Annotated in this window: 17 protein-coding genes and 1 tRNA gene; 8 read left to right on the top strand and 10 right to left on the bottom strand. The window is 54.2% G+C overall.

Annotation, left to right across the window (positions count from 1 at the left end; translation table 11 throughout):
- Window positions 1–78 precede the first annotated feature (78 nt).
- On the bottom strand, window positions 79–753 hold the full coding sequence (locus Pan97_RS16680; RefSeq protein WP_144974470.1) for a hypothetical protein: 675 nt from the start codon (window positions 751–753) through the stop codon (window positions 79–81).
- Window positions 754–925: 172 nt separating this feature from the next.
- Here Pan97_RS16680 and Pan97_RS16675 point away from each other — a divergent pair, with 172 nt between their 5' ends.
- Window positions 926–1,780, top strand: a complete 855-nt coding sequence (locus Pan97_RS16675) for an outer membrane beta-barrel protein (protein ID WP_144974468.1) — start codon at window positions 926–928, stop codon at window positions 1,778–1,780.
- 179 nt (window positions 1,781–1,959) lie between these two features.
- On the opposite strand, the gene Pan97_RS16670 is transcribed toward Pan97_RS16675, so the two are convergent.
- Both Pan97_RS16670 and Pan97_RS16665 read right to left on the bottom strand, forming a co-directional pair.
- Window positions 1,960–2,427 carry a hypothetical protein gene (locus Pan97_RS16670; RefSeq protein WP_144974467.1) on the bottom strand — a complete coding sequence of 156 codons (468 nt, stop codon included), beginning with the start codon at window positions 2,425–2,427 and terminating at the stop codon, window positions 1,960–1,962.
- Window positions 2,428–3,284: 857 nt separating this feature from the next.
- Entirely contained in the window at window positions 3,285–4,565 is a 1,281-nt protein-coding gene (locus tag Pan97_RS16665) for a hypothetical protein (RefSeq protein WP_144974465.1), read from the bottom strand.
- Between the two features lie 219 nt (window positions 4,566–4,784).
- On the opposite strand from Pan97_RS16665, the gene Pan97_RS16660 reads away from it, so the two are divergent.
- A tRNA-Ser gene (locus Pan97_RS16660) sits at window positions 4,785–4,868 on the top strand.
- Window positions 4,869–4,963: 95 nt separating this feature from the next.
- Here the strand turns inward: Pan97_RS16660 and Pan97_RS16655 are convergent.
- Window positions 4,964–5,725 carry a glycosyltransferase family 25 protein gene (locus tag Pan97_RS16655; protein WP_165698808.1) on the bottom strand — a complete coding sequence of 254 codons (762 nt, stop codon included), beginning with the start codon at window positions 5,723–5,725 and terminating at the stop codon, window positions 4,964–4,966.
- 174 nt (window positions 5,726–5,899) lie between these two features.
- Entirely contained in the window at window positions 5,900–6,676 is a 777-nt protein-coding gene (locus tag Pan97_RS16650) for a DeoR/GlpR family DNA-binding transcription regulator (protein WP_144974461.1), read from the bottom strand.
- 234 nt (window positions 6,677–6,910) lie between these two features.
- Between Pan97_RS16650 and rpe the strand changes: the two genes are divergently transcribed.
- The 3 genes from rpe to Pan97_RS16635 are packed head-to-tail and all read left to right on the top strand — an operon-like array spanning window position 6,911 to window position 10,858.
- Window positions 6,911–8,596 (top strand): ribulose-phosphate 3-epimerase, encoded by a 1,686-nt coding sequence (rpe, locus tag Pan97_RS16645; protein WP_144974459.1) that lies wholly within the window; start codon window positions 6,911–6,913, stop codon window positions 8,594–8,596.
- Window positions 8,597–8,655: 59 nt separating this feature from the next.
- On the top strand, window positions 8,656–9,732 hold the full coding sequence (locus Pan97_RS16640) for a galactitol-1-phosphate 5-dehydrogenase (RefSeq protein ID WP_144974457.1): 1,077 nt from the start codon (window positions 8,656–8,658) through the stop codon (window positions 9,730–9,732).
- Between the two features lie 22 nt (window positions 9,733–9,754).
- Entirely contained in the window at window positions 9,755–10,858 is a 1,104-nt protein-coding gene (locus Pan97_RS16635) for a zinc-dependent alcohol dehydrogenase (protein ID WP_144974455.1), read from the top strand.
- Between the two features lie 3 nt (window positions 10,859–10,861).
- Here Pan97_RS16635 and Pan97_RS16630 read toward each other — a convergent pair whose 3' ends face one another.
- Complete coding sequence (locus tag Pan97_RS16630; RefSeq protein WP_144974454.1) at window positions 10,862–15,787, bottom strand: PVC-type heme-binding CxxCH protein; 4,926 nt, start codon at window positions 15,785–15,787, stop codon at window positions 10,862–10,864.
- Window positions 15,788–16,084: 297 nt separating this feature from the next.
- Between Pan97_RS16630 and Pan97_RS16625 the strand changes: the two genes are divergently transcribed.
- The 3 genes from Pan97_RS16625 to Pan97_RS16615 all read left to right on the top strand — a co-directional run bounded on the left by Pan97_RS16625 (window position 16,085) and on the right by Pan97_RS16615 (window position 20,863).
- On the top strand, window positions 16,085–17,419 hold the full coding sequence (locus Pan97_RS16625) for a right-handed parallel beta-helix repeat-containing protein (RefSeq protein WP_206668899.1): 1,335 nt from the start codon (window positions 16,085–16,087) through the stop codon (window positions 17,417–17,419).
- 106 nt (window positions 17,420–17,525) lie between these two features.
- Window positions 17,526–18,662: an HlyD family secretion protein gene (locus Pan97_RS16620; protein WP_144974450.1), complete on the top strand. Its 1,137-nt coding sequence runs from the start codon at window positions 17,526–17,528 to the stop codon at window positions 18,660–18,662.
- Window positions 18,659–20,863 (top strand): ABC transporter permease, encoded by a 2,205-nt coding sequence (locus Pan97_RS16615; protein ID WP_144974448.1) that lies wholly within the window; start codon window positions 18,659–18,661, stop codon window positions 20,861–20,863. Before Pan97_RS16620 ends, Pan97_RS16615 begins: the two co-directional genes overlap by 4 nt.
- A 66-nt stretch (window positions 20,864–20,929) precedes the next feature.
- Here Pan97_RS16615 and Pan97_RS16610 read toward each other — a convergent pair whose 3' ends face one another.
- The 4 genes from Pan97_RS16610 to Pan97_RS16595 all read right to left on the bottom strand — a co-directional run bounded on the left by Pan97_RS16610 (window position 20,930) and on the right by Pan97_RS16595 (window position 24,019).
- The gene (locus tag Pan97_RS16610; RefSeq protein ID WP_144974446.1) at window positions 20,930–21,436 is read right to left on the bottom strand and encodes a DinB family protein; all 507 of its coding nucleotides are present in this window, start codon (window positions 21,434–21,436) and stop codon (window positions 20,930–20,932) included.
- Between the two features lie 120 nt (window positions 21,437–21,556).
- The gene (gene acpS / locus Pan97_RS16605) at window positions 21,557–21,967 is read right to left on the bottom strand and encodes a holo-ACP synthase (RefSeq protein WP_144974444.1); all 411 of its coding nucleotides are present in this window, start codon (window positions 21,965–21,967) and stop codon (window positions 21,557–21,559) included.
- Window positions 21,968–21,983: 16 nt separating this feature from the next.
- Window positions 21,984–22,967 (bottom strand): tryptophan--tRNA ligase, encoded by a 984-nt coding sequence (gene trpS / locus Pan97_RS16600; protein ID WP_144974442.1) that lies wholly within the window; start codon window positions 22,965–22,967, stop codon window positions 21,984–21,986.
- 134 nt (window positions 22,968–23,101) lie between these two features.
- Window positions 23,102–24,019, bottom strand: a complete 918-nt coding sequence (locus Pan97_RS16595) for a dihydroorotate dehydrogenase (protein ID WP_144974440.1) — start codon at window positions 24,017–24,019, stop codon at window positions 23,102–23,104.
- Window positions 24,020–24,125: the final 106 nt, after the last annotated feature.

Below are 24,125 nucleotides of genomic sequence, written 5' to 3'. Positions count from 1 at the left end.
GGATCTACTGCATTTCATGCCTGACGCATGTTATATAGCGACAGGCACGGACGTCCTCTTTGGAATCAAAGTTGGTGATTAGCGTGTTTTGGGTTCTGAGGAGCTAGGAACACCGAATTGCTGGCTGGGAGCTGAGGGAGCACGATAAGTTGGAGCTGGTTCCCGAGGGCGATTGTTGGTGGGGGGATGATACTCTGGGGGAGCCCAGTGCGGAGTTGCCACTACGGGCGGGGCGGCATGAGGCGGAGTCGCCTGCCAAGGGTTGTGATATTGCCGAGTAGAGCGGGGTTTCGATAATTCTCGCGCGTGTTCCCATTGATGGCGAGCCATTTCTCTCAGTTGGTCCGCGAGGCCGTACTCGGACATCTGTTCGGCTTGGGCTGCTAGTTCTTCCAGGTGCCTGGCATTGTGGCGGAATTTGCCTACCAACTCGCGAACCTCTTGGTAGAGCTGTGTACCAGGCCAATCTTCGGTAGGACGCCACTCATCGTCGGCGGATTGCGGTTCCCTTCGGTCTCGCTCAATCCCCAGCTCTTTAGATTCAATGGAAAACTCGGGCCCAAGTTGTTTGCGGATTTCTTCCACTTCCTTCAGTGCTGGCCCGCCAGGGACTTGGTCGAATTTCCGATTCTCATGCTCCGTATTGGATGGCCTCGATTCCTCATAGATTGCAGGCTCCTTGTCGTCTGCTAGCAAAAGATTGGAGGCCAGAAGCGTCAGGGTCGCCGCCAAGAGTAACTGGTTCTTCATCATGCCATTCCATGAGTTGAGGGGTGAACTACTAGCAAGCAGCCTTAAAATTAGCAAATCCAATAAAGTTTACCAACTTTGACTTAAGAATCTGCATTGACGCCAGAGGAGGACGTTTCGATAATCCGCTGCCCAATTGGGGTAGCTATCAGTGGATGTCCGCGAAGGTTGGTGGATGGGTTGCAAGTTTAGCCAAGGTTTCTCGATGCTGTTGACGCTCAGCGTCATGGCTTGCGTTGCGCTGGTATCAAACGCTCAGGAGATGTCCCCTTCCGAATCCCCCGCGTTTGAAGAGATTGAGCCCCTGCCAAAGTCGATTCTTGAGGCGGACACGATCGACGTCGACCCTGTTCAAACCTACGAGAAGCCAGGTTCCACTGAAAATTGGTTTGGTGGAAAGCATGGCCACGGTCAATTCGCTCATCGGTTCGATTTGGTGCATAGTCATCCCGATGATCCGGCTCGGCATATTGGCTTTGGGCAACCTCTTACTGGAATGAGTTGGCGCAATCGCCCCATTCATGCGGACTTATTTGCCGGCGCGATCATGTTGCAGAATCTGATTCCAGGGGAAGTCGAGCAGGAAGGGGCGTTCTTCGATGGGGTTCGCTTGGGATACGACTTCGATCATTACTGGGGTGCCGAGGTTCGATTAGGTATCGCAGAAGGGCGTCTCAACTATCCAACCAATGCCTTTTCGTCAGGAAAGAGCCAACTGATCTTGCTTGACTACAACGTGCAGTTTTATCCCTGGGGTGATTCTGCCTGGCGACCCTATGCCACGATGGGTTTGGGAGCAGCCATGTTTCAGTATGAAGACGCACTGGGGCGCGATCGTGGTCAAGCCCAGGTTTCGATGCCCTTTGGGTTGGGGCTGAAGTACTTCCTGCATAAGCGTCTGGCTCTGCGATTTGAACTGCTCGACAACATGACTCTTGGCGGAACCGATGCAATGTCGGCGAGCAATTTCTCTGTCACCGGCGGATTCGAATATCGCTTCGGTGGAAGTGCCCCAGGCTACTACCGCTGATCTCTATCACGACAGAGAAATAGGTAAGTTCCTCCTGTTTAGCGGTTGCGTCTTTTCTTTTATCTCGAGCGAAGGTGGAGATAGGGCATTCATCGCAAAGGGCCGTTGGCCAAGAAAAAAAGAGACGCGGTCCCAATGTGACCGCGTCTCTTCAAAAGCCCCCCTGGCTATTAGTTTGATTACATGCTTCCGCGACCGAGGTTGTGCGGATGGCGTCCAGTGGTGGACGTGGGGTAGCTTTGCATCGTTCCGGCGTTCATTTCGTACGTCATCTGATCGGATGGCGATGCGGGCGTTGGTGTGCTGTACGGCATGGAAGATTCCGAGTCGTACAAGATCGTCGATTCGCCAGGGAGCATCTGTTCGTAGCTCACAATTTGTGCCTTAGCCTGACAAGCACAGCTATTACATGGGATGCCTTGATCGCACATGCTCGAGCAGCAATCGTCGCCGCGGCGAATGCCAATGATGCCAGGACGGCAACGGCCGCCAACGGGGCCAACATAGTGTCCGAAGCAATCGCATGGATCGCACTTCGGTGGATCGGAAATCCATTCACCCCAATACACTTCATCCGAACAACCGGCTGTACAAGTCAGGTTGTTACGCAGGTGTTGGCGAATCTCGGCGAAGGGGGGCTTGGGCAAGCAGACTTCATAATTTGGCCCGCAACTTTTACCGCAAGTCGATGCGCAGCCGCACGAACTTCCGCAGGTGGCACCGCAGTCGTCACATGCGCAACTGGAGTTTGGGGCAACTTGTCCCATGTGACACGAGTTACAGCTGGGAACGGTTCGACATCCGACTGCGGCCAGCAGCACAGCGGTGAATAAACAAGGGATCAAGTGGCGTGACATCATGTCGAGACTTTCCTGGTTCACATCAAACGAACCACCCTGAAACAGCAGGGCAGGGGGGAGTGGGAACGTGACTCAAGAACGGGTATCGGTCAGAAAAGTTCGCATAATCGAGAGAATTGCCGTAATCGGCAAAGTTTGCCACAAAAAGGCGTCGATGCCATCAGTGAATGCATAGTCGTCAGCGCATGAAAAAACCGTTGTGATCCGCCCCCAGATACACAACGGCTTCCTGCTCACGATCGAGATCGCGGCATATCGGTTATAAGAACATCGGTCAGCCTGATAGATGGCGCGGAAGGAGTTGCCACGAAATTCGGGGAACCGCAGCACGCCACGTTAGTGGATTGCGCGAAAAAAAAGCCGTCAAGTGGGGCAGGTACTTGACGGCCTTGACCAGGCAACCGAAGTCACCCGTCATGATTTCTGTGAACGGACAGCGTCCGTGTGGAGTTTAATCGGCGTTCTTCTCAAAAGAAAAGATCACAATTGAGATTGATGTTAAAACTTAGCCTATGACAGAGAATTTGAAGGAATTAGCTTGCTGATTTGCTGAAGAATTTGAAAATCTGAAAATAGTCAGAATTAGGTTTTACTGGTTAAGCAGTTGAATCGCCCTGCCGATTTGGTTGTACGGCATGTGATGGTTATTCCGACGCAAGATCATCTGGCTTGGGGGCGCGGTGGAAGAAGCTTTTCCAAAGCGTGTTCCAGGCAGACTTGGCCATTGTGCTCAATCGAAAGTCATGAATCTCACTCGTCTTGAACACTGCGGCTAGAGCTTCTTCTTGTCCGCGATAGGAAGCCGCGAAACGAACCACCAGTTGGGCGCCTTTGTCGGTTTGAGCCAGAAGTCCGGGGAATAGCGAGCCTTTGGCAATGACATAGGGGCCTGGTGTAATCGTGATCGAATGCGTGGGGCCTATGGAAAATCTGCGATAGGTAAACGTCCAAGTGTCGTCCTTTTTGATCAGCTTGCCGAGGGTTATCCAGGGGAGTAAGCCGCCAAAAGAAGCGAACGCCGTAAGTCGCTCGGAGTCTTGTTCGACCTTGTCTGAGCGGAACAGAATGACATCGCCGGCAAGGCGAAAGCCGAGAAACATCGTTCTCAAGGACCGCTCGAAGGTAATGAGAGATACGATCAAAATGGGAAGGGCAATGATGCCACCAAGAGCCGGATGGATCCAGCACGCAGCGTACATCACGAGAAGAACGCAAATCCGGCTGACGCGCAGAAACGTGTCCACCAGCGGAAATGGGTTGATGAGAATCACCACCTCGAACACGTTGCTCAGCACCCACACGCTCGTATAAAACGCAAACATCAAAATGATGATCGCGACCGATAATACGGTGCCCAGCGGACCTCCTTCGCCTCCGAGGTTGATATCCAAAAAATGGTAAATGAGTCGGAAGCCAAGCAAGAAGCCGATCAAGTGAAACAGGATGCCCAGAATGTCTAGGGGCATCTTCAGGTAGCTGGCAAACGTCAGTACCGTGTCCTTGAACGCCATCAACATCGTTACCAGGATGATGGGAATGAAGAACCACGGTTGGTAGAGGAAGATCAACTCGCCGCGCTGGTCTGCTTCGGTCAGAAAGTAAACCACGGGTGAAGCAATCGAAAGGACCAAAAGTGGTGATAGGCCTGTGGCCGTGATGCCGACCAGGTCTTCCAGCCCATTGACCACCATGCCAGCCCGACGTCTTCCGAAGAAATCCGCCAAGATGCTTTGCGGTGACGTGTAGACTTTGTCATTTTCGTCGTCATCCAGCACATCGACTGGAATTGAGTAGGCTTCTTCGCCCCCGGTGCTGGCGTCCTGTGCGGAGGCCAGGGGTACATGATCAGATAGGCTCCAACCGGCTACCAGAAGCAACAGGCAACCGATCCAAGTTCTGGGGTTTCGATGCGTGAGATAAGTCATACGAGTTAGCTTGGATTCACATCGTGGTTGGTCTTACTCTGGCCTATCATAACGTTATTGTGCTGCCGAATTCGATTCTTGAGCGAGGCACGCAAGAAAATGAAAAACGCGGCTTGTTGAAAGGCATGATGCGGCCGGGCAATCGTTGTAACCCAGCCAAGTAGGCCTGCGTCCCGTTGACATAAATCCCGGGGCTCGTTAGCGTTAACGAAGATAAAAGGAGGCGAGCCGAATTGGTTAGGGAGCGGATTTGAAATCCGTCGCCGGTTACGCCGGTTGCAGGTTCGAGTCCTGTCGCCTCCGCTTAAGAAGCCTCGTTGCCATTTTCGGCAGCGTGGCTTTTGACTTTTCGAATGGAAGCGAACGTTAGATCCGCAGCGCTTTGCTGACGTGATTCGTTAGGCCGCCTGGCATTCATGCCAGAACCGCTCTTCACAGGTCTCATTCATGATATCGCTGTGGTCGGCCGCTTGGCCGACGAGCCATGTCGTGGGAGCGTAGACATTTGACTGCAAAAGCCGATGAATCGCGCCGAAGTGATGGTCGACGTGAATCGACTTTTCTGCGTTCGACTTCGACCAGAGGCTTTTGGGACGTGTAAGGACACGCTTCGCGTAACGAGCAACGGGGCTCGAGTTGCGTTGCTGATATTGATCGATGGTCGGATAGGAAATCAAGTAATCGTACGCCTCACGGAGGTAGTCACCACGCAGTGCATGGGCATGGGTGCGGTGGACTTGGATTCCACGGACGACATGATCGTTGATGGCAATCGGCGGTTTCATGTGCTCGCCGCCGAAGTAGAGGTGATCCCAGTCGTCCGGGACGTGCTGTAAGAAATCGACGATTCCCTGTAGTGTTTTGCTATTGAGCAGGGCATCGTCTTCCAGGATCAATATTGAATCGTGTTGGTCAAGTAAAGCATCCTCGAGGATGCGGAGGTGGGACTGATAGCATCCCCATGCTCCGGGGCAATCACGATAGCGGCCTCGCACCCAAGGCGGTGGAGGGCAGACGCGACCGTCAACTGCTCGGAATCTTTCGATCTTTGCAAACGGCCAATCGACTCGAGCTAAATTCTCACAAAAGCGATCCCAGCGGTCTGGTCGGCTATTCAGGTTGATGCAAACAACGCGTGAGAAAACTGCTTTCAGAGACATCTGTTCGACTTTCTGCGTTGAGGTTTCGGGCCAATCATTGCGAGTGAATACCGGATACTCCTTCGGTTGGGGGTTGTACTGAAAAGCCCGGACACGCGTCAACGCGAACAAAAAAGTCAGTGTTCGGTGGGGCATTTCACCAAACATGCATTGATTTTCGGTGGTTCTGAGAGTCTAGGGGAACTGACTCGTATAGATCAATTTAAGCTTCGTTCCTCGGCGACCCTCAAACGGCAACGAGGCCTCAGTTCGCCGATTGGTGACCAAGTAGTCGAGTTGATCCAGGTTCGCAATGTGGCGCATCGCGTGATGTCCGAACTTGGATTCGTCGGCAAGAACGGCAACACGATCGGCGTGTTTGATCATCAGACGCTCGCTCTCAACCACGTGCTCGTTGTCGTTGAAGATGCCAGTCTCGGTGATGCCCCCGGTTGAAAGGAGTGCCCAGTCGGCGTGGTATTGGGCAATCGAGTATTGCGCGCTTGGTCCCACCAGTAGGCCTGTTCCGGGGAAGAGGTATCCGCCGGTCAGAAAGACTTCCCATGGTCCCCTTCCCATCATGCGTCTTTCGATCGCGGCGGCCAGGGTCAAAGAATTCGTAATGATGCGAAGTTTGATCGGTGGAAGGCTGTGAGCCAACTGAAGGGTGGTCGTTCCTCCATCGACGAATACGACGTCTCCTTCGCTCAGCAACGCCGTCGCTCGTCGGGCAATCTCCAACTTCTCGCCAGAGTTCTTCACTTCACGGGCACGAAACGGAAGAAGATCGACTTGATTGACGAGCTTGATCCCACCACGAATACGTTCGACCAGTCCGGCTTCCGCCATCTGATTGAAGTCTCGGCGAATGGTCGCTGGGCTCGATTCCAGACGCGCAACCGCTTCCTCAACATGCAGTTGGCCGGTCTCTGAGAGGAATCGCAGAATCTGCTCTTGTCGGGTAGGTTTCATGAGCCAATTTTATACCAGTCAATATCAATCAAGAATGGTCACTCTTCATGGTCTTTTCTGATTGAAGTTGAGGCGAAATTTCTAAAGTTGGATAGAGTTTGTCGAAATATAGGCTAATTTTACGTGTATGGATAGTGATCGTAGTTGATTGTTTTTGATTGATTCGTACGATACGGGCGTTCTTTCCAGTGACTTCGATTCCCCTCAATTGTCCGTCATGCGGAGCGCCCCATCATGGCTCTTAAGCTAAATCTTGGTGTTAAGACCGACCCGATTGAGTACCGCTACTCGTTTCCTTGGCTCTTTCGATTGTTGGCCGAAGAAGGAATTCAGCTCGTTCAGCTGGGAACTTGGTTTGAGCTATATCAACTGCCGGACGAGTTCTTTCTGAACCTTCGTCGCGAAGCTGAAGATCACGGCATTCAGATCGCCAGCATGTTTACGGCCCATCGCGAGTTGGGAGGCTTCTTCCGCACGGAGGCTGGTTTCGAGCAAGTTGCCCGACGGAATTTCGAGCGACTGATCGAAGTGGGCGCATTGCTCGGGGCGAAGTCTGTCGGCTCGAATCCTGGGGCTGTCCTGCGAGATCAGATGGGGACGAAGCCCAAGGGGGTGGGCTGTTATGTCCGCCACATGAAGGAACTGATGCATCTGGCACACGAGAAAGGTCTTTCATGGTTGACGATCGAGCCGATGTCATGCCTGGCGGAGCCGCCGACGTTGCCGGAGGAAGTCGCTGACATGGGGCGGGAGTTGACGGAGTATCACCGTCAAAATCCCGGCTCGACCGTGGCCATTGGCTATTGTGCAGACATCGCCCACGGCTATATCAATCAGCAGGATCAAGTGGGATACGATCACATCCAGCTGTTTGAAGCCACCTATCCTTGGCTCTACGAAGTCCACCTGAAGAATACCGATACGCGATTCAATTCAACCTTCGGCTTTGGTCCTGCGGAACGCGAAAAAGGAATTGTGGACGTTCCTCACTTTCGTGACTTGCTGAGAAAAAACGCCGACAAGTTGCCTGTTCAAGAGATGACCGGCTACCTCGAAATTGGCGGTCCGAAATTGGGACGCGACTACAGCGACCATCAATTGGAAGACCAATTGCGTAGCTCACTTCGCTATTTGAAGGAAGCGTTCCTTGGGGACACGACAGTAACACCAGCGATTCATGCGATCCATGAGTCAGCCGGATCCACCCCGGCGAAAGCCCCAGTTGAAATCTCACCATCGATGATGTGTGTCGATGCCCTCAACTTCGAGTCGGCGCTCCGCCAGGTAGAGTCGCTTGGCGTCGATATGCTGCACATGGATATTATGGATAGTCACTTCGTCCCCAACATGCCCATGGGGTTGGCAGTGCTCGAACGCCTGCAAGACGCGACGCAGTTGCCGCTGGATGTGCACTTGATGGTCTCCAATAACGACTTCTTCGTGCAGGAACTGGCCAAGATGAGGGTGAGCCAGATATCGGTTCATCTAGAGTCGGCCCTTCATCTCGATCGGACGCTCTCGCATATCCGTGATCTGGGGATCAAGGCCGGTGTTGCGATCAATCCAGGCACGCCACTATCGGCAATCGATTATGTGCTGGAGCGGATTGATTACGTGCTGATAATGACGGTAAACCCCGGTTACGCCGGGCAAAAGATGACGCCGGCATCGCTGCGGAAAATCGCCGATTGTCACAAGCTACTCTCGGCTCGTGGCTTTGATTTGCCGATTCAAGTCGACGGTAACGTCAGCTTCGAGAACATCCCGGGTATGGTCGCTGCCGGGGCCACGAATCTTGTGGCAGGCACCAGCAGTATCTTCCACAAGTCGGGTTCAATGCTGGAAAACAAGCGGCGCATGCGCAAGGCAATCGAGGAAGGCCTGGCGGCTCGCAAGAAGCCAGAACTTGCCACTGTGTAATGCCTCTTGCTCCGACGGTTCTCGAAACCAGCAAACCATCTGCCTACATGTGAAACGATATGAGTACAACTGAAGACAAGAAGATGGAAGCCATCGTCCTGCATGCCGTGGGCGACCTGCGGTACGAAGAAGTGCCGGTTCCCGAGGTCGAGCCTGGCAAAGTACGCGTGCGAATTGGTTTCTGCGGCGTTTGTGGATCGGATATCCCACGCTGTTTCTCGAAGGGGACCTATAGTTTTCCCACCATCTGCGGTCATGAGTTCGCCGGTACTGTCGAAGCCTGCGGAGATGGCGTTCAGAACTTTCAGCCTGGGGATCGTGTGGCCGTGTTTCCTCTGCTTTGGCGAGATGATCACGCTGCTTGCGAACAAGGGAAGTATGCCCAGTCAGACGGCTACGATTACCTGGGATCGCGTAGCGATGGCGGTTTCACGGAATTTGTGATCGCTCCTGAGCGAAACCTGATTCGGGTGCCAGATAACGTCTCGTTAGAGGAAGCCGCGATGACTGAACCAGCGGCCGTTGCCCTGCACGCGGTGCGCCGGGCCAATGTTCGCTTGGGGGACTCGGTTGCCGTGTTTGGCCTCGGGCCCATCGGCTTGATGGTCGCCCAGTGGTTGAAAGCATCGGGAGCAGGTCCCATCCTGCTATTCGACATTCAGCCAGAGAAGCTGGAAATCGCCAGGAAGCTTGGCTTCGAGCATACGTTCGATAGCCGCGACGGCAACGTGAACGACGTCGTCAAGCAGCACACGAACGGTCACGGCGTTCATGTGGCAATCGAAGCGGCTGGTGTCCCGCCAACCATGTTGGCGACGATTGAAGTCGTCCGTCGATCAGGCCGAGTGATTCTGCTGGGAAATCCGGCAGCGGATGTTACTTTGCCGGCGCCACTTATATCCCAGGCAATGCGCCGCGAGATCGACATGCTCGGTGTGTGGAACTCCGACTTCAGCGTCTACAGCGATGATGACGACTGGCGAACGGTCCTCGCCGCGATGAGCAGCGGAATACTCAATCTCAAGCCGCTCATCACACATCGTGTTCCCTTGGGCGAAGGAATTGCTGCACTAGAAATGATGCACAAGCAGTCCGAGTTCTTCACCAAGGTCCTCATTCATCCCCAAGCAAAGTAGCCCCCAATAGCACGCAAATACCATGAATGCTCAAGTTCAATATCTCGATCAGCCCGGCGGAACGTTCACGACGACTTCTCAGGAGATCGCAGCCCCAGGCCCTGGCGAGATTCGTCTTCGCACCGTGACGACTTCGGTTTGTCAGTCCGACGTAGTGATTTACAAGCAGGGACTGCCGCGGATTAAAAAGTGGCCTGCGATTCTGCTTCACGAAGCGGCTTGTGTCGTGGATGAAGTTGGGGAAGGAGTTTCGCAATTTGAACCGGGCGACCTGGTTGGTCTGGGCTGCGATATTCCTTGTGGCGATGCCGAGTGCATTTACTGCGGCGAAAACGGAACCGGCGATTGGACTAGTTGCCCTAATACCTGGGCGACTGGCCACGAGTTCGACGGCTTTGCCCGTTCGCATGCGGTGCTGCCAGATTGGTTCGTGAAGTATGGTCCGATTGTCAAGTTCCCCAAAGACTTCAATCCTTCCCATGCCTGTCAGTTGGAGCCGCTCGCGTGTTGCTTGGAAGGGATGACGCGCGTTAACCACTGCATCGAGAATCGGATCGTGGTTTTGATCGGGGCTGGCTCGCAAAGCACATACGCTTTGCAATGTGCCCAGGCAATGAATGCTCGAAAAATCATCATGATCAACCGAGGACAGGAGCGGCTCGAACGGGTGATGCGAGATTTCGGCGCAGATAACGTTGTCGGGATTCGTTGGGACGAGAACGTTGTCGAAAACGTCTATAAAGAATGTCAGCCGTTCAACGAACCGCACTTCGTGATGGTGAACGCTCCGGTCGCGGCCGCCTACGAACTTGCTCCCAAGCTGATGGGCTACGGAACGGTAATGGACGCCCATGCTGGCGTTAAGGGGGCGAGCGGCAAGCCGCGACTGGCCTACGAAGTCGACTTGAATAACGACATCCACTACCGCTTGCAGTGTTACCAGGCCACACACGGCTCGAGCATGCGTGGCATTCGACTGGCTCACGAGTTTCTTGCGGAAGGACGGCTGCCGAAAATCGACTTGATGACGAATGATACCGAGCGATTTGGCAGCGACGATATTCAGGCAGCCATTGCCCGGGCCGCAGACCCGGACAGCCTGAAGGTGATCGTTCACTGGGATTAGCCGTTATTTCTTCGGCAAGGGAGATTTCAAAAACTCGAGCAAGTTGGCCATATGTTCCAGGGAAATCTCCTTTTCCAGGCCCTCGGGCATAAGCGATTGATCGCTTGTGTGGAAAAGTTCAATCTCACTTCGTGGGATCTCCTGCGTCTTGCCATCAGCCAGTTGCAATAGGATGGCCTGCGGAGACTGATACATGACGATTCCACTGTAAGTCTGACCATCGACAGTCAGGATTTGGCTGGCAGCATACTTCGGTTCGACCTTTCCACTGGGATTGAGTATGTCGAACAAGATGGCTTCCGGTGGTCGATTAGAGGAATCGGCAAGATCGGGGCCGACACTTGTCTGTCCGGCTTCCCCTGGTACATGGCACTTCGCGCACTGCTTCAAGAAAACCTCGCGTCCAGCCAAAGGACTGCCGATCGTCCGCGTAGCCGATTCGTACTTCTGAAGAACAGCGGTTCGGTCGCTACTTGCTACGCGCCCCAGCAATTGCTCGGCGCGTTTGCGGATGGAATCATCACGATGTTTTTGGAGTAGTGACTGTTGGTCAAGACTCAAGGAGGTCGTACTTACGGTTCCTTTCTGAAGGCCGGTAAGGATGAATTCGACTCCGCGTGTTGTCTTCAATAAAAGTGAAAGCGCCGTCTGCTTGGTGGATGGTTCTAGTTCTGGCCAGAGGTCTGCAAGCAAAGTTTCTCGAGCACTGGTGAGCGAACCAGCGAGTGCGGTAACGGCGGCCTGCTGTACCAATGGTGGTTCACGCGACGAACATAGGTTGGCAAAGAACTCGTCTTCGGCAAGCGATGAGAAACGAAGCAGCCCGATGGCATCGCTACGCATCTGTGGTGATTGGTTCTCTGCTTGAGCCCAATCTAGAAGCTTCTGCGTGAGATCGTGCTTGCCGTTGGGGACACGGGAAACGATAGCCTCGAAGCGTTTCCCTTGGGCCATTCCGTCCGCGAGTCCTCGGAGCACCGCTATCTGGTGATGGGAATCGTCTTGCTGCAGGGCTACTTTGAAAGTCGTTTCCGTTTCAACTTCGTTGGATTTGGCTCCCACTATTTTCGCCAACCGATAACTGAGATCACTGGCGTTTTTGCTATTGCTGTTGGCGAGAACCGAAGCGGCGCACTCTTGAGAAGCGGCGACGATCGCGTCTGCAAACGTGGGGTCTTTTCCGTCGTGAGATATCAACGCACTAAGAACATCAACCTTGCGAGGGTCACTGGTCAAGCCCATGGCCAGAGCAAGTTGATAGCGGACCCAAGGTGAGGGGTCATCTGTCATCGTGAAGACACTTTTTAAGGTCTCTGGTCGTTCGTCCCAATGGCGCGAGGCGAGACGAATCGCAGCTGCACGGACCTCGCTGTGTTCGTCATGGAGCGCCTTGCCAATGGTTCCATCGTCAAGCTGGTTCAATCCTTCCAAGGTCCACAATGCGTGGAGGCGTGCCAGAGGCGATTTTGAACTGCTGGCCAATGCGATCAGGGCATCGGTTGCGTCCGTATCCTGCTCTTCGACAAGAAGCTGCTGAGCCGTGCGCCGCCGCCAGCCATTGGCGTCTTCGAGCATCTGGACAAGTCCCGTGGTCGTTTTCGGGAGCTTGTAGCTCGCCTGAGAAGCCGTGTTATCCGGCACAATTCGCCAGATTCGTCCGCGGTCGTCACCAGCTCGCCAGTCGAGTTGGGCCGCGATTTCCGGTGGAAGGAATTTAGGATGCTCGACCCAAAGTCGATACATGTCAGCCAGGTACAACATCCCATCAGGTCCGTTGGCCAGGCTCGCGGGACGAAACCATGTATCGGTCGACGCAATGAAGTCCGCATCTTCTCGGGCACGCTGCGATGAAAGCTTGGCTCCGTCACGCTTGACGATCGCTCTGGTAACGAGGTGTCCAATCGGTTCGCAGGCCAGAACGCTGTTTTCCATGGCTGGACCTAGGCCATCGCCAACATAGGCCGTAGTGCCACAGGCCGATGTGTGGGTTCCGGCGTGCGAAAGCCAGTTGCTTTTCATGGCCACCAGGGGGAATACCTTCGAGTCGCCGCCAGACGGAGCGACGTCATATTGAACGCGATGAAGCGGGGCGTAACGATTGCGGGCCGCTTCTTCGGTCGACATCGTGGTGGCGATGATGGGATTGCGATTGGTACTGAACAGCCGGTCTCCCCAGGCCGTAAACGTATTGCCATATTGGCCTGTTCCACTGGCGGAACCAAATTCATAGGTGAGCGGATTAATCCAGAATTCCGTACGACCAATCGTCGTGGGTTCCTGCTGGCCTGGGCCTAGAATCTTTCCTACTCCGTAGTTGAAGTAGATGCGATTGTCCAAACCCCAGCGTGGACAGCCGACTTGCATCTGAGGATGTGCTGGTTGAAAGCCGCGAAAGAGCACTTCCCGCGAGTCTGCGACGTTGTCGCCATTCTGGTCCTTGAGGAGGATCAATTCGGTTTGAGCACACGCTAAGATCCCCCCCTGAAGCGGCATCAAACTATGGCAGAAGTTCAGCTTGTCGGCAAAGACGGTTCGCTTATCCATCTGGCCGTCGTCGTTCGTATCTTCTAGAAGCACGATTCGAGATAGTGGTGGTGCTCCTTCTTCGGATGGGCCGATGGGGTAGTCGCCGTATTCCGCGACGAACATTCGCCCTTGGGCGTCGAATGCGACCGCAACGGGGTCCATTACCAGCGGTTCCGCGGCGACCAGTTCCAGGCGGAAACCGGGCTCGACTTGGAATGTCTTCAATTGCTCCGCGGCTGACTTGGGTAGCGGTGTCGCCTCGTCTACCCAGTGGCGTCCGCCTTTGGTTTTGTCTTCCTCGCTGAGCTTGGCGGTTGTGTCACTGGGTGTGGCTCGACCATCGTCCGCGAGGGTGGAGATTTCTTCTGGGGATAGGGTTCGATCAAAAATCGCAACTTCATCCAGGCGGCCTTCCCAGTTACTGGTGTTGTTGGCATGTCCGCCGATGTAAACCTGATCCGACCCTGAAACGGAGCCGGCCTGGGATTCGATTTCCAATTTTCCGTTCAGGTAAACGCGTAGAGTCTCGCCGGAGCGAACCAATACGACGTTCGCCCAGGTCCAACGTTCGATGGGCGTTTTGCCGTACGAAAACTTAGAATCCGATGTTTCCAGAATGAGTTTTCCTGCGTGATCCCCCTGACCAGCGATTCCAAGTGTCACGCCATGGGATAGAAACCAGCCTGCGATCGGCCGGGCCTTCAGGTCGAGGCCGTTCCAGATCCACTGACTGATCGTGAATGAATCTCCGATCTCAGGAATGTCGGCAATGATCCGACCATTGGCGAAATGTGCAGCACGATTCAACTCGGAATCTGTCGCCAGAGCCGGCCCATCGGCGCCCTCCAAAAAGAAGACGACTCCGTCCTCGATGGATGCCGGTTTCGCATTGGGAGAGAAATCGCGGGCAGTGGGTCCTTCCATGTCGTGCAATGGGAAATAGCGAATGGGTTTCAGCATCCGAATCGATGCCGCCATCTTGCTGTCCGGGGGAAGGGACTCACGGCGAGCTTTTCCTACGACCTTTTCCAGTAGTTCCAGGTCGGCCTCGACAATCTTAGGCTCGGCGGTTGTTTCCAGACCTGCGGAACGAGCCGCCCACGTGTTGTAGCCTCCGAGGATATGTTGCTCTGGCGGAGGTATGTAACCATCGCCACCGTTGGCAAGTTCGATCACCATCGTCTGTGGCAGGGGACTACGGCGTTTGAGCTTGAGGCCAGTCAGTGCGTATGTCTCGTTGGGAGTGGTCGCAATCGCAATCGAGCCAATTCGCAGGGCCTGGAGCACGATCTCCGTTGATTGCCGTTCATCCAGAATGATTTGCTCGCGGGCATAAACTTCCGCTGGCGTTTTGGGGCCTCGATCTCCCATCTCGGCGACGATCCCCTTGGCCCATTCGAGACGCTCGGCGCTGGGAACCCGGTAGTTCAAACGCATTCGGGTTTCAGCCATCGCTAAAGGTGCATCGCGTTGGTACTCGATCCCTTCCAAGGCGTACTGGGTCTTCGCGACCATTCCGTCGACGAAGCCATCAAAGGTTTGGTTGGTGCCGGTCCGGTAATCGACGCGCCAGATATCGCCGCTGCAGCCATGAGACATCACCGCAACGAAATTCGGCCCGTCCTTACCGTTGTTCCCCAAAGCTTCTTCGAGTTTCTCGCAATAAGCACCAAAGTAGTCGGCCGCGCCGCCGCCACTGAAGTAGTGCATCGAAAAATTGGCCAGCAAGGCGATTGGCTCACCTTCCAGCGATTGAAATGAAATAACCGACAACTCGGGGTCTTCGGGGCCAGACTCTCCGGTGACGTTCTCAAGGTTGTTTTTGGCCGTGTGCATGCTCGCGCGGACGGTCTTTTCGCCGAAGGGGTCTTCTCGCTCTTGGCCAGGACGCAGGATCCATCTTCGCAAGGCGGTGAACTCGTTGGCGTCTGTCGAACCCCAGCCTACCTGGGCAGGCTGCAGGTTCTTTTCGGCTTCCAAGATCGCTTCCGCCAACTTGATTCGAAGGTAAGGGACGTAGGTCGGATCGGCATCCGTTCCCAGGGCACCCATCGAGGATGGTGCCGTATGCGTATGGGTTGCCGAGATGAGCATATGATCAGGCCGAATCTTTGCCCGCTGGGCGGCGAGTTGCTTGGCGCTGTCAACCAGGTCCTTCGGCAGCATGCAACTATCGGTAACGACGATGGCGATCCGCGTTTCGCCATCGTCCATGACGATCGCCCTGGCATGAATATCCTTGGGTTCCCCTTGACGAGAATAAAAGCCGCCGTTGATCAAGACCGGAAAGGATTGCGGAGTGATGTCGACCGAAGCGGCACCGACTTGTAGTTCGGCTTGAAGCGCAAGTGGAAACACCAATAGGAAGAGCAGTGCGAAAGCAACGCAACCACGAAGTCGCATAGTGTGATCTCCGGTCGAGGATACCGAATTGTTGGAAGGAGGGATGCGATGTCAATATGCCACTTCGCCCGCGCTGACGCAAACATTCTTTTGGCTCTGAAAGCGTTTGCGGAACAAAAAATTGAGAAATATGATGTCTCGTGGTATGTTTTTAGACGTTTGGCGTCACAGGGCGCAACAATAACCGTTCACAAGAGGGGTAACGTGATGTCGCTCGACCAGTTTCTGAGAGACCGCATGAACCGCAATTTTAAGCACAGAGCTTGCTCACGCAGTCAAACGACTGGCCTGCGCCCAATGTTGCTGGCCATCATCGTAATGAGCGTGAGCTTGGCGAACGCGGATGAGCCGGAACCAATCCCGCTGACCATGGTAGACGTCGATACGACCGTTCGAGCGTTCGGTGCCGGTGGCGATGGCGTCAGTGATGATACCGAAGCCATCCAAAACGCAATCAACGCAGGCTCAACTGCGATTCGCTTGCCGCGAGGAACGTATCGGATTTCCAAGCCGCTGGTCGTGGACCTCGACAAAGTCGGAGTAACGTCGATTGTTGGCGATGGAACGGCCCGCATCATGATGACCGGGCCCGGGCCGGCCATTCGATTCGTGGGAACGCACCAGGGGACGGCGTCCCCTAAGACCGTCAAGTCAAATGTGTGGCAAAAAGAGCGCATGCCACTAGTCGATGGAATCGAAATCATCGGCACTCACGACGAGGCCGACGGAATCGAGGCGGTGCGAACCATGCAGTTGACGATCTCTCGCGTCATCATTCGCCATACCCGCCATGCGATTCACCTGGTCGAGCGGAACCGCAATGTCATTCTTTCCGACTGTCACCTCTACGAAAACCACGGCGTCGGCGTGTTTCTCGACAATGTGGACCTGCATCAAATCAATCTTTCGGCGTGCCATGTCAGCTACAACGATGGCGGTGGGTTTGTCTCGAAGGGGGGCAATGTGCGAAATATTCACATCAGTGGATGTGACCTGGAAGCGAACGTTCAGAATGTTTTGATCGACAGTGACGGATCCAAGTATGGAACGGCCGAAGTTGCGATAACAGGCTGTACGATCCAGCATTCTGGCGGACCAGGTTCAGCCAACGTGCGTTTTATCGGCGCCAACCCAGAGGGTGAACGTTGTTGGGGACTGGTGACCATCGCCAACAATATCTTGAGCGATGTCGAAACGAATATCGACATCCAGCAGGCCCGCGATGTGATCATCAACGGAAACACGATTTCCAGCGGTTACAAGTTCAATCTTCGCGTCGAAGACAGCATGAATGTCGTGGTTGGCCCTAATGTTCTGGCCAGGAATCCGCCGTATCGCGATGAGGACACGTGTGACAATGCGGTTCTGTTTCGCAATTGTAATGGTGGGACGATTACCGGATTACATGTCCATGAAACACGTCGTACGGAAGCCGGAATCATGCTGGATGCTTGCCGACGGTTCCACATGACCGGCTGCACGGTGCTAGATTGCGACAATGCCGGCCTCTTGTTGAAGAATCTGGAAGATTGCCAGATTACCGGCAATATGCTGCGTCATGGGACAGCAACCAAGGAAAAATGGCAGCCGATGATCGTACTGGGAGGGAGAGAGACAAAGATCGCCCCTTAGCGTAAGTATGGTGCCTGTGTGACCGTCGTGTGGGACTCGGTAGAATGGTAGGCAAAGCCTGGCGTTCTGTACGAGTTCACTTTCTACGCATAAAAGATCGGCATCGATGATATACCGTTTCCTGGTAATTGGTTTGGTGATTATCGTTCTGGGCGGATTGGTCGCGTACAGCAAGTTGGTGCCTGAGCCCAATATGGTCTCAGGTTTTCTGGAGGCCGACGAGATAAGAATTGGTTCTCGCGTTGGTGGCCGCGTGAAGTCCGTGCTCGTGGAAGAGGGAGATCCTGTCGCGAAAGGGCAGCTTCTGATTGAGCTCGAACCTTTTGATCTTCTTCAACGAGAGCAAGAGGCTGTCGAATTACTGGCTCAGCGAGAGGCCGACTATCAGCGTTTGAAGGCCGGTTTTCGCGTTGAGGAAATCGCCCAGGCTGAAGCACGCTCCCTGCAAGCCCAGGCCCACCTCGACAAACTGAAAGCAGGTCCGCGCGAGCAAGAGATCCAAGCGGCTCGCGGACGAGTAGAAGTCGCCGACGCGGCATTGGTACTCGCAAAACAGAACTTTGCTCGTCGTAATGAACTTTTTGAGAAGAACACCATTTCTCGCGAGGAGTTCGATTCTGCCACCAAGGAGTTAGAAGCCGCGAACGCGGAGGTTGCGGTTCGTCGCCAGGAACTCGATTTGCTTAAAGCAGGGACGCGTGAAGAAGAGATTCGTGAGGCGGAAGGTCGACTTGCCGAGGCGAAAGCTGCCTGGGAGCTGATGAAGAATGGATCACGTGCCGAAGATGTTGCCGCGGCAAAAGCCGCTCGCGATGCAGCCCAGGCATCGGTCGAAGTGATTCGTGAGCAAAAGAGAGAATTACAGATCACTAGTTCCGTTAATGGATTTGTCGAGGCGCTCGATCTTCAGCCTGGTGATCTCGTTGGCGCCAGTGCGCCGGTGCTCTCGGTGCTCGATCAAGAGAATCTTTGGGTACGTTGCTACGTCCCACAGAATCGACACGCGATTGAAGTTGGCGAAAAATTGCGTGTGACCGTCGATGGATTACCTGAAGAGGAGTACGTCGGCGAGGTCGTCTTTGTCTCGCGACAGGCTGAGTTCACACCTAGCAATGTGCAAACGCTGGAGGACCGCTCGAAACTCGTCTTTCGCACGAAAGTGGAACTGAATGAAAAGGTCGGACGGCTTCGTCCTGGAATGACGGTCAACGTATCGCTTGATCCCGTTGAGGAAACTCCATGAACGACAGTGATGTGGTCATCGAGGTTCGGGATTTGACGCGACGATTTGGCGACTTTACCGCGGTTCGGAATGTCAGCTTCGCGGTCAAGAGAGGAGCGATCTTCGGGCTATTAGGCCCCAATGGCAGCGGTAAGTCGACAATTATTCGCATGTTGCTGGGGATTCTGCCGCCTAGCGATGGCGGGGCTACTGTCCTCGGCAAAGATGCCTACGTTGATTCGGAAAGCATCAAGCCGCGTGTCGGATACATGTCCCAGCACTTCAGCTTGTACGCCGACCTGACGGTTCGAGAAAATCTGGAATTCTACGGCCGCATCTATGGGCTAAGTTCCGAGCGGCTCGAACAACGCAAGAAAGCGGTCATGGATTTGACCGGCATTAACGACTTTGTGAACCAATTGGCTGGAACACTTTCAGGAGGTTGGAAACAACGCTTGGCACTGGCTTGTTCCTTGATTCATGAACCGGACCTGTTGTTCCTCGACGAGCCAACGGCTGGGATCGATCCGGTGGCACGACGGCATTTGTGGGACCTACTGTTTGAACTATCTGGCCGCGGCGTTACTCTGGTGGTCACGACACATTACATGGACGAGGCGGAACGCTGCACGGACGTGGGTTATCTCTATATGTCTCGACTGCTGGTCCTGGGGAAGCCGGGCGAGTTGAAAGCGTTACCTCAGATCACGCCTGAAGGCACCAAAAGATATGAAGTGAGAGTTCCCCGCGCGACCGAGCAACTTTCTATGCTGCGCCAGCAACAAGGCGTTCGTGACGCTACCCTCTTCGGCGAGACGTTACATGTGCTGATTGACGAAAGCGTTTCGCCTGAAAAATTGAAAGAGCATCTTGGGCTGTCCGATCAAGAAGTTGAACTGCGTCCAATATCCCCTTCGCTGGAAGACGTCTTTGTTACGCTGACAGCCAATGCTGAAAAAGAAGGAGCGGACGAGTTAAAAGAGGAGATCGCCGAAGAGTTATCGGATGAACCAGGTGAAGCCCAGGTTGGCCCAACTTCTATGCCCAAATCGGTTGCGAAGCGCAAGCCTGGCAAAACCCTGTTTGGGCTCTGGGCAATTCTGATGAAAGAGTTCTTTCATATCCGCCGACAACCGATCACTCTGTTTTTTATGTTGGTGGTTCCAGTAATGCAGACCATCATCTTCGGATATGCCATCGATACGGAAATCGAAAACATCCCCATGGTCGTATTGGATCTCGATGGTCGACAGCATGCCCGCGAGGTTGTAGCGGCATTTCTCAATACGCGAAAGTTTCAACTCGAGCAGCGCGTTTATGATTCGGAGTCGTTTCATCGTGCCCTTACGTCAGGACGGGCAAAGGTCGGATTAAAGATCCCTCCGAACTTCTCGGATCAATTGCTCAGAGGAGAGCAGGTTCAACTTCAAGTGCTGATCGACGGAAGCGATTCGCAGGTTGCCACTACGGCACAAAGCACCGCTCAACTACTCGGGCTGAACCTTTCGATGGGAAGGGCCAAGAGTGTTGCTGAAACCCTCAGTGTTGCCCCGGCTCGTGATGAAAATGGAGAGATTGCCCTGCCGATTGATACGCGTACGAGACTGCTCTACAACCCGGATCTCGACAGTGCCCACTTTTTTGTACCGGGGTTGATTGGGATCATATTGCAACTGGTAACCCTGTTTCTGACGTCATTCGCGATCGTGCGAGAACGCGAACATGGAACACTCGAACAACTCTTCGTCACGCCAGTCGGCCGAATGGGGCTACTTTTGGGAAAGCTTTTTCCCTACGCGATGATTGGCTTTGTCGAACTTTTGATCGTTTTGTCGGTGATGATTTACGCTTTTGGCGTCCCCGTGAACGGTAGCATCTTGCTTTTGCTTGCACTGTCCATGTTATTCATGGTTTGCTCGCTAGGGCTTGGATTGTTTGTCTCCACGGTAGCCACAACGCAGCTTGAAGCCGTCCAGTTTGCGTTCATCATCATGCTGCCATCGGTCTTGTTGTCCGGATTCATGTTTCCGCGAAGTGAAATGCCGCTACCTATTTACGTGATTACGTTTGCGATTCCCGTAACCTACTTCATTGAAATACTTCGCGGCATCGTATTGCGGGCCGCCGACTTTTGGGATTTGATTCCGTCAGTATTAGGATTAACCCTTTGTGGACTTGCCGTTCTTTCAGGAAGCGTAATGAGATTCCAGAAGCGACTCTAAAAGCAGAGCGATCAGGCGTCACAGAGGACGAAGGACGCCTGATCGCCAGCAAGTCATGCTTCCTGCTTACATCGACTCGTCACCCGACGGTCCGTACAAGGCGGGGACAGGTACATCGTTGACGCGGAAATAAACCGTGAGAATTGCACGATGATGCACGAGGTGATTGATGACAAATGTCCGCATTACAGCGAGTTTGGGCATAGTGAACAGAACATTCCCACCATCAAGCAGTGACCAAGGTTTACTCAAGTCTTCTTCAGTGATGTTTGCGATTGCAGCTTTCGCGGAGGCCACGTTCTTGTCGAAAAGTGCCAAGGCATCGGCGTGACTGTTTAGCAGCGGTGGCTGGTAACCAGGACCATCTGGAGGATTCATATCCAATTGGTCATGATTCCACGTCGATGCGGTCCAACCAGGGATTTCGGCCAGGTGGCCAGCGACCCAGCCGATCGTGTTCGACTTTTCGTGGATTTTCCAATCCCATTTATCGTCAGGCACACGCTCCAGCGTTTTACGTGTGTTGGCGATCTCTTGGTCAAAATCGGCAAAGACAATTTGACTGAGGCTCATAGCAGTCGTCCCTAATTCAAGAGTGAATCTAATAAAACGAGTTCCTGCCCCCAGAACGCTTGCAATGTATACAAACGTTCAGTATAGTGCAACTGGTTCTACGAGATTTCTCTTGAGCGTTTAGGGCCGGGGATTGCTCAGCTGAGACGTGTCCCCTAAGGCTAACGCATAGGCGACGGCATGCGTGCGGCAGTGACTGATGCTGATCTGAACTTCTTCGATCCCGCGTCGTTTGGCGGAATCCAATGCTCCGCCATAGAGGTGAATGATCGGCTTGCCGCCAAATTGATTGGCAACTTCCACATCGCGCCAGGTGATCCCTTTGATCCAGCCGGTGCCGATGGCTTTGAGTACCGCTTCCTTAGCGGCCCAGCGACCAGCGTAGTGCTGCGTAGCTGCTTTGCGTTCGCTGCAGTATTCGATTTCGTGCTGTGTGTAGACGCGGTTGATGAACATCTCGCCGTGGCGCTCGATCATTTGAGCGATCCGCAGGCACTCGATAATGTCGGTTCCGATTCCGATGATTTCCATGGACATAGTCGCCTGCCTACTTCAGTTTTGCGTGCCAGCTGGAAATACCGGAAGCCTCTTGTGCCCGGGTGAGGACTTCGCGGGCCTTCTTTCGCGCGACCTGGGCACCATCCCCCAGAATCTCTTTCAAGCTAGCCGGATTGGCAACCAACTCAGCGCGGCGCTGGTGCGCTTCAGCAAAATATGATTCCGCGGCATCGGCCAACGCCTTCTTCACATGCCCATAGCCGAAGCCACCTTTGCGGTAAAGGTCGGCCATTTCCTGCAGCGGTTCTGGTTCGGCAAACAGCGAGTACAACTGATAAAGGTGATCAGTCTCTGGATCTTTGGGATCTTCCATCGGGCGCGAGTCCGTCACGATCCGCATGATCTTCTTGCGAGCCTGCTTGGGTGGCTCGAACAATTCGATTGTGTTGCCATAGCTCTTGGACATCTTCTCGCCATCGGTGCCAGGGACCTTGGCCGAGGCGTCCAGCACTTTTGGCTTAGGCAGCACGAAGACTTCGCCGAACTGATGATTAAAGCTTTGTGCAATGTCGCGAGTGACCTCGATGTGCTGGACCTGGTCTTGCCCGACCGGGACAATGTCGGAGTCGTAGCCCAGGATGTCGGCCGCTTGCAAAACAGGGTATGTAAAGAGCCCCGCGTCTGCTTTAAGTCCGTTGTCCTTTTTGTCCTTATAACTGACGCAACGTTTCAAAAGGCCCATGCCGGTGCCGGTCATGAGGATCCAGCACAGCTCGCTGATTTCAGGCACATCCGACTGGACGAACAACGTCGCCTGATCGGGATCTAAGCCGAGGGCCAGAATATCGAGGGCCATGTCGATGGTTGCTTGCTCGAGCTTCTCACGGTCACGGACCGTTGTCAGGGCATGCAAATTGGCGATGAAGTAGAACGACTGCTCGTTGCCTTGCAGATCGATATACTGCCGAATCGCACCAAAGTAGTTGCCCCAGTGGGGACGTCCTGTCGGCTGAATACCGGAAAGAACACGCATGGATCTTGTCAGATTACGGGGAGGAACAAAGTCAAAACCAGCGGGTCATTATGACGAACAATCGGGGAAAGTGTCACCCCGGGGCAAGAGAAGGGAACCGCCGATAAGACGGGTGCAGTGAAATGCGCAGCAGACTACGAAGGGAGTTGGAGCGTCCCGACGACTTCCTTCATGCTGGATGCCCCTAGCGTGCTGATTGCCCCAGGTAGTTTGTTGACTATTCGGTTAGACAGCGTCGGATCGAAATAGTTCGCCGTACCAATCTGAACGGCCGTTGCTCCAGCGACCAGGAATTCCATGACGTCGTCCAGGGTGCTAATTCCGCCGATACCAATGATCGGAACACTTGTTGATTGGGAAATCTGAAAAACACATCGCAGGGCGATCGGCTTGATGGCCGGACCGGATAGTCCACCAATCACGTTGCCCAGCATGGGCTTCTTGCGTTTCCAGTCGATCGCCATCCCTTGAACGGTATTAATTGCCGAAACAGCGTCAGCCCCGCCCGCCTCGGCCGCTTTGGCAACCGCAGCGATGCTGGTGACATTAGGGGTCAGCTTGGCGATGATCGGATGGGGACACGCGGCCCGGACTTCTGCTACTAATTTCTCGCAGGTGGCGGGATCGGTTCCGAAGTCGATGCCCCCACTGACATTGGGGCACGAGATGTTCAATTCGATGGCGGATACCTGGGCGTGCTCCCCCAATTGAGCGGCCATGTTGACGAAGTCCTCCTTCGTCTTGCCAGCGATACTTACGACCAGTGGCGAACCAAGCGAACCTAAGTAGGGGAGGTGATTGGCAATGAAGTAGTCGATGCCATCGTTATCGAGCCCGATGCTGTTAAGCATCCCTCCGGTGGTTTCGACCGTCCGCCACGGCTTATTACCTGGACGCGGGCTGCTGGTGATGGTCTTCGGCAAGATACCACCCAGCCTGGCCAGGTCGACAATGCCAGCCATTTCCTTCGCGTAGCCAAACGTACCGGAGGCGACCAAAACAGGATTGGGGAGCATCAGTCGCCCCAACTGAACGGCAAGATCAACAGACATGCGTTTTCGCTGGCGAAGGAATCGATTGGGCGCGGTCTTTACCGCAGAAAGCTACGCCAATCGTATCGGGGCATATTGGATCTCGCAACGAGGGCGAAACGGCATG

This window comes from Bremerella volcania, from assembly GCF_007748115.1.
Taxonomy (GTDB): domain Bacteria; phylum Planctomycetota; class Planctomycetia; order Pirellulales; family Pirellulaceae; genus Bremerella; species Bremerella volcania.
The sequence above is the reverse complement of the archived record's forward strand: the minus strand, read 5'-3'. Positions and strand labels throughout refer to the sequence as shown.

Bases quoted from the DNA above. Each gene is read 5' to 3' on its own strand.
- Pan97_RS16680 (WP_144974470.1), bottom strand. From the start codon at position 753: ATGATGAAGAACCAGTTACTCTTGGCGGCGACCCTGACGCTTCTGGCC.
- Pan97_RS16675 (WP_144974468.1), top strand. From the start codon at position 926: ATGGGTTGCAAGTTTAGCCAAGGTTTCTCGATGCTGTTGACGCTCAGC.
- Pan97_RS16665 (WP_144974465.1), bottom strand. From the start codon at position 4,565: ATGACTTATCTCACGCATCGAAACCCCAGAACTTGGATCGGTTGCCTG.
- Pan97_RS16655 (WP_165698808.1), bottom strand. From the start codon at position 5,725: ATGTCTCTGAAAGCAGTTTTCTCACGCGTTGTTTGCATCAACCTGAAT.
- Pan97_RS16650 (WP_144974461.1), bottom strand. From the start codon at position 6,676: ATGAAACCTACCCGACAAGAGCAGATTCTGCGATTCCTCTCAGAGACC.
- rpe (WP_144974459.1), top strand. From the start codon at position 6,911: ATGGCTCTTAAGCTAAATCTTGGTGTTAAGACCGACCCGATTGAGTAC.
- Pan97_RS16640 (WP_144974457.1), top strand. From the start codon at position 8,656: ATGAGTACAACTGAAGACAAGAAGATGGAAGCCATCGTCCTGCATGCC.
- Pan97_RS16635 (WP_144974455.1), top strand. From the start codon at position 9,755: ATGAATGCTCAAGTTCAATATCTCGATCAGCCCGGCGGAACGTTCACG.
- Pan97_RS16630 (WP_144974454.1), bottom strand. From the start codon at position 15,787: ATGCGACTTCGTGGTTGCGTTGCTTTCGCACTGCTCTTCCTATTGGTG.
- Pan97_RS16625 (WP_206668899.1), top strand. From the start codon at position 16,085: ATGTTGCTGGCCATCATCGTAATGAGCGTGAGCTTGGCGAACGCGGAT.
- Pan97_RS16620 (WP_144974450.1), top strand. From the start codon at position 17,526: ATGATATACCGTTTCCTGGTAATTGGTTTGGTGATTATCGTTCTGGGC.
- Pan97_RS16615 (WP_144974448.1), top strand. From the start codon at position 18,659: ATGAACGACAGTGATGTGGTCATCGAGGTTCGGGATTTGACGCGACGA.
- Pan97_RS16610 (WP_144974446.1), bottom strand. From the start codon at position 21,436: ATGAGCCTCAGTCAAATTGTCTTTGCCGATTTTGACCAAGAGATCGCC.
- acpS (WP_144974444.1), bottom strand. From the start codon at position 21,967: ATGGAAATCATCGGAATCGGAACCGACATTATCGAGTGCCTGCGGATC.
- trpS (WP_144974442.1), bottom strand. From the start codon at position 22,967: ATGCGTGTTCTTTCCGGTATTCAGCCGACAGGACGTCCCCACTGGGGC.
- Pan97_RS16595 (WP_144974440.1), bottom strand. From the start codon at position 24,019: ATGTCTGTTGATCTTGCCGTTCAGTTGGGGCGACTGATGCTCCCCAAT.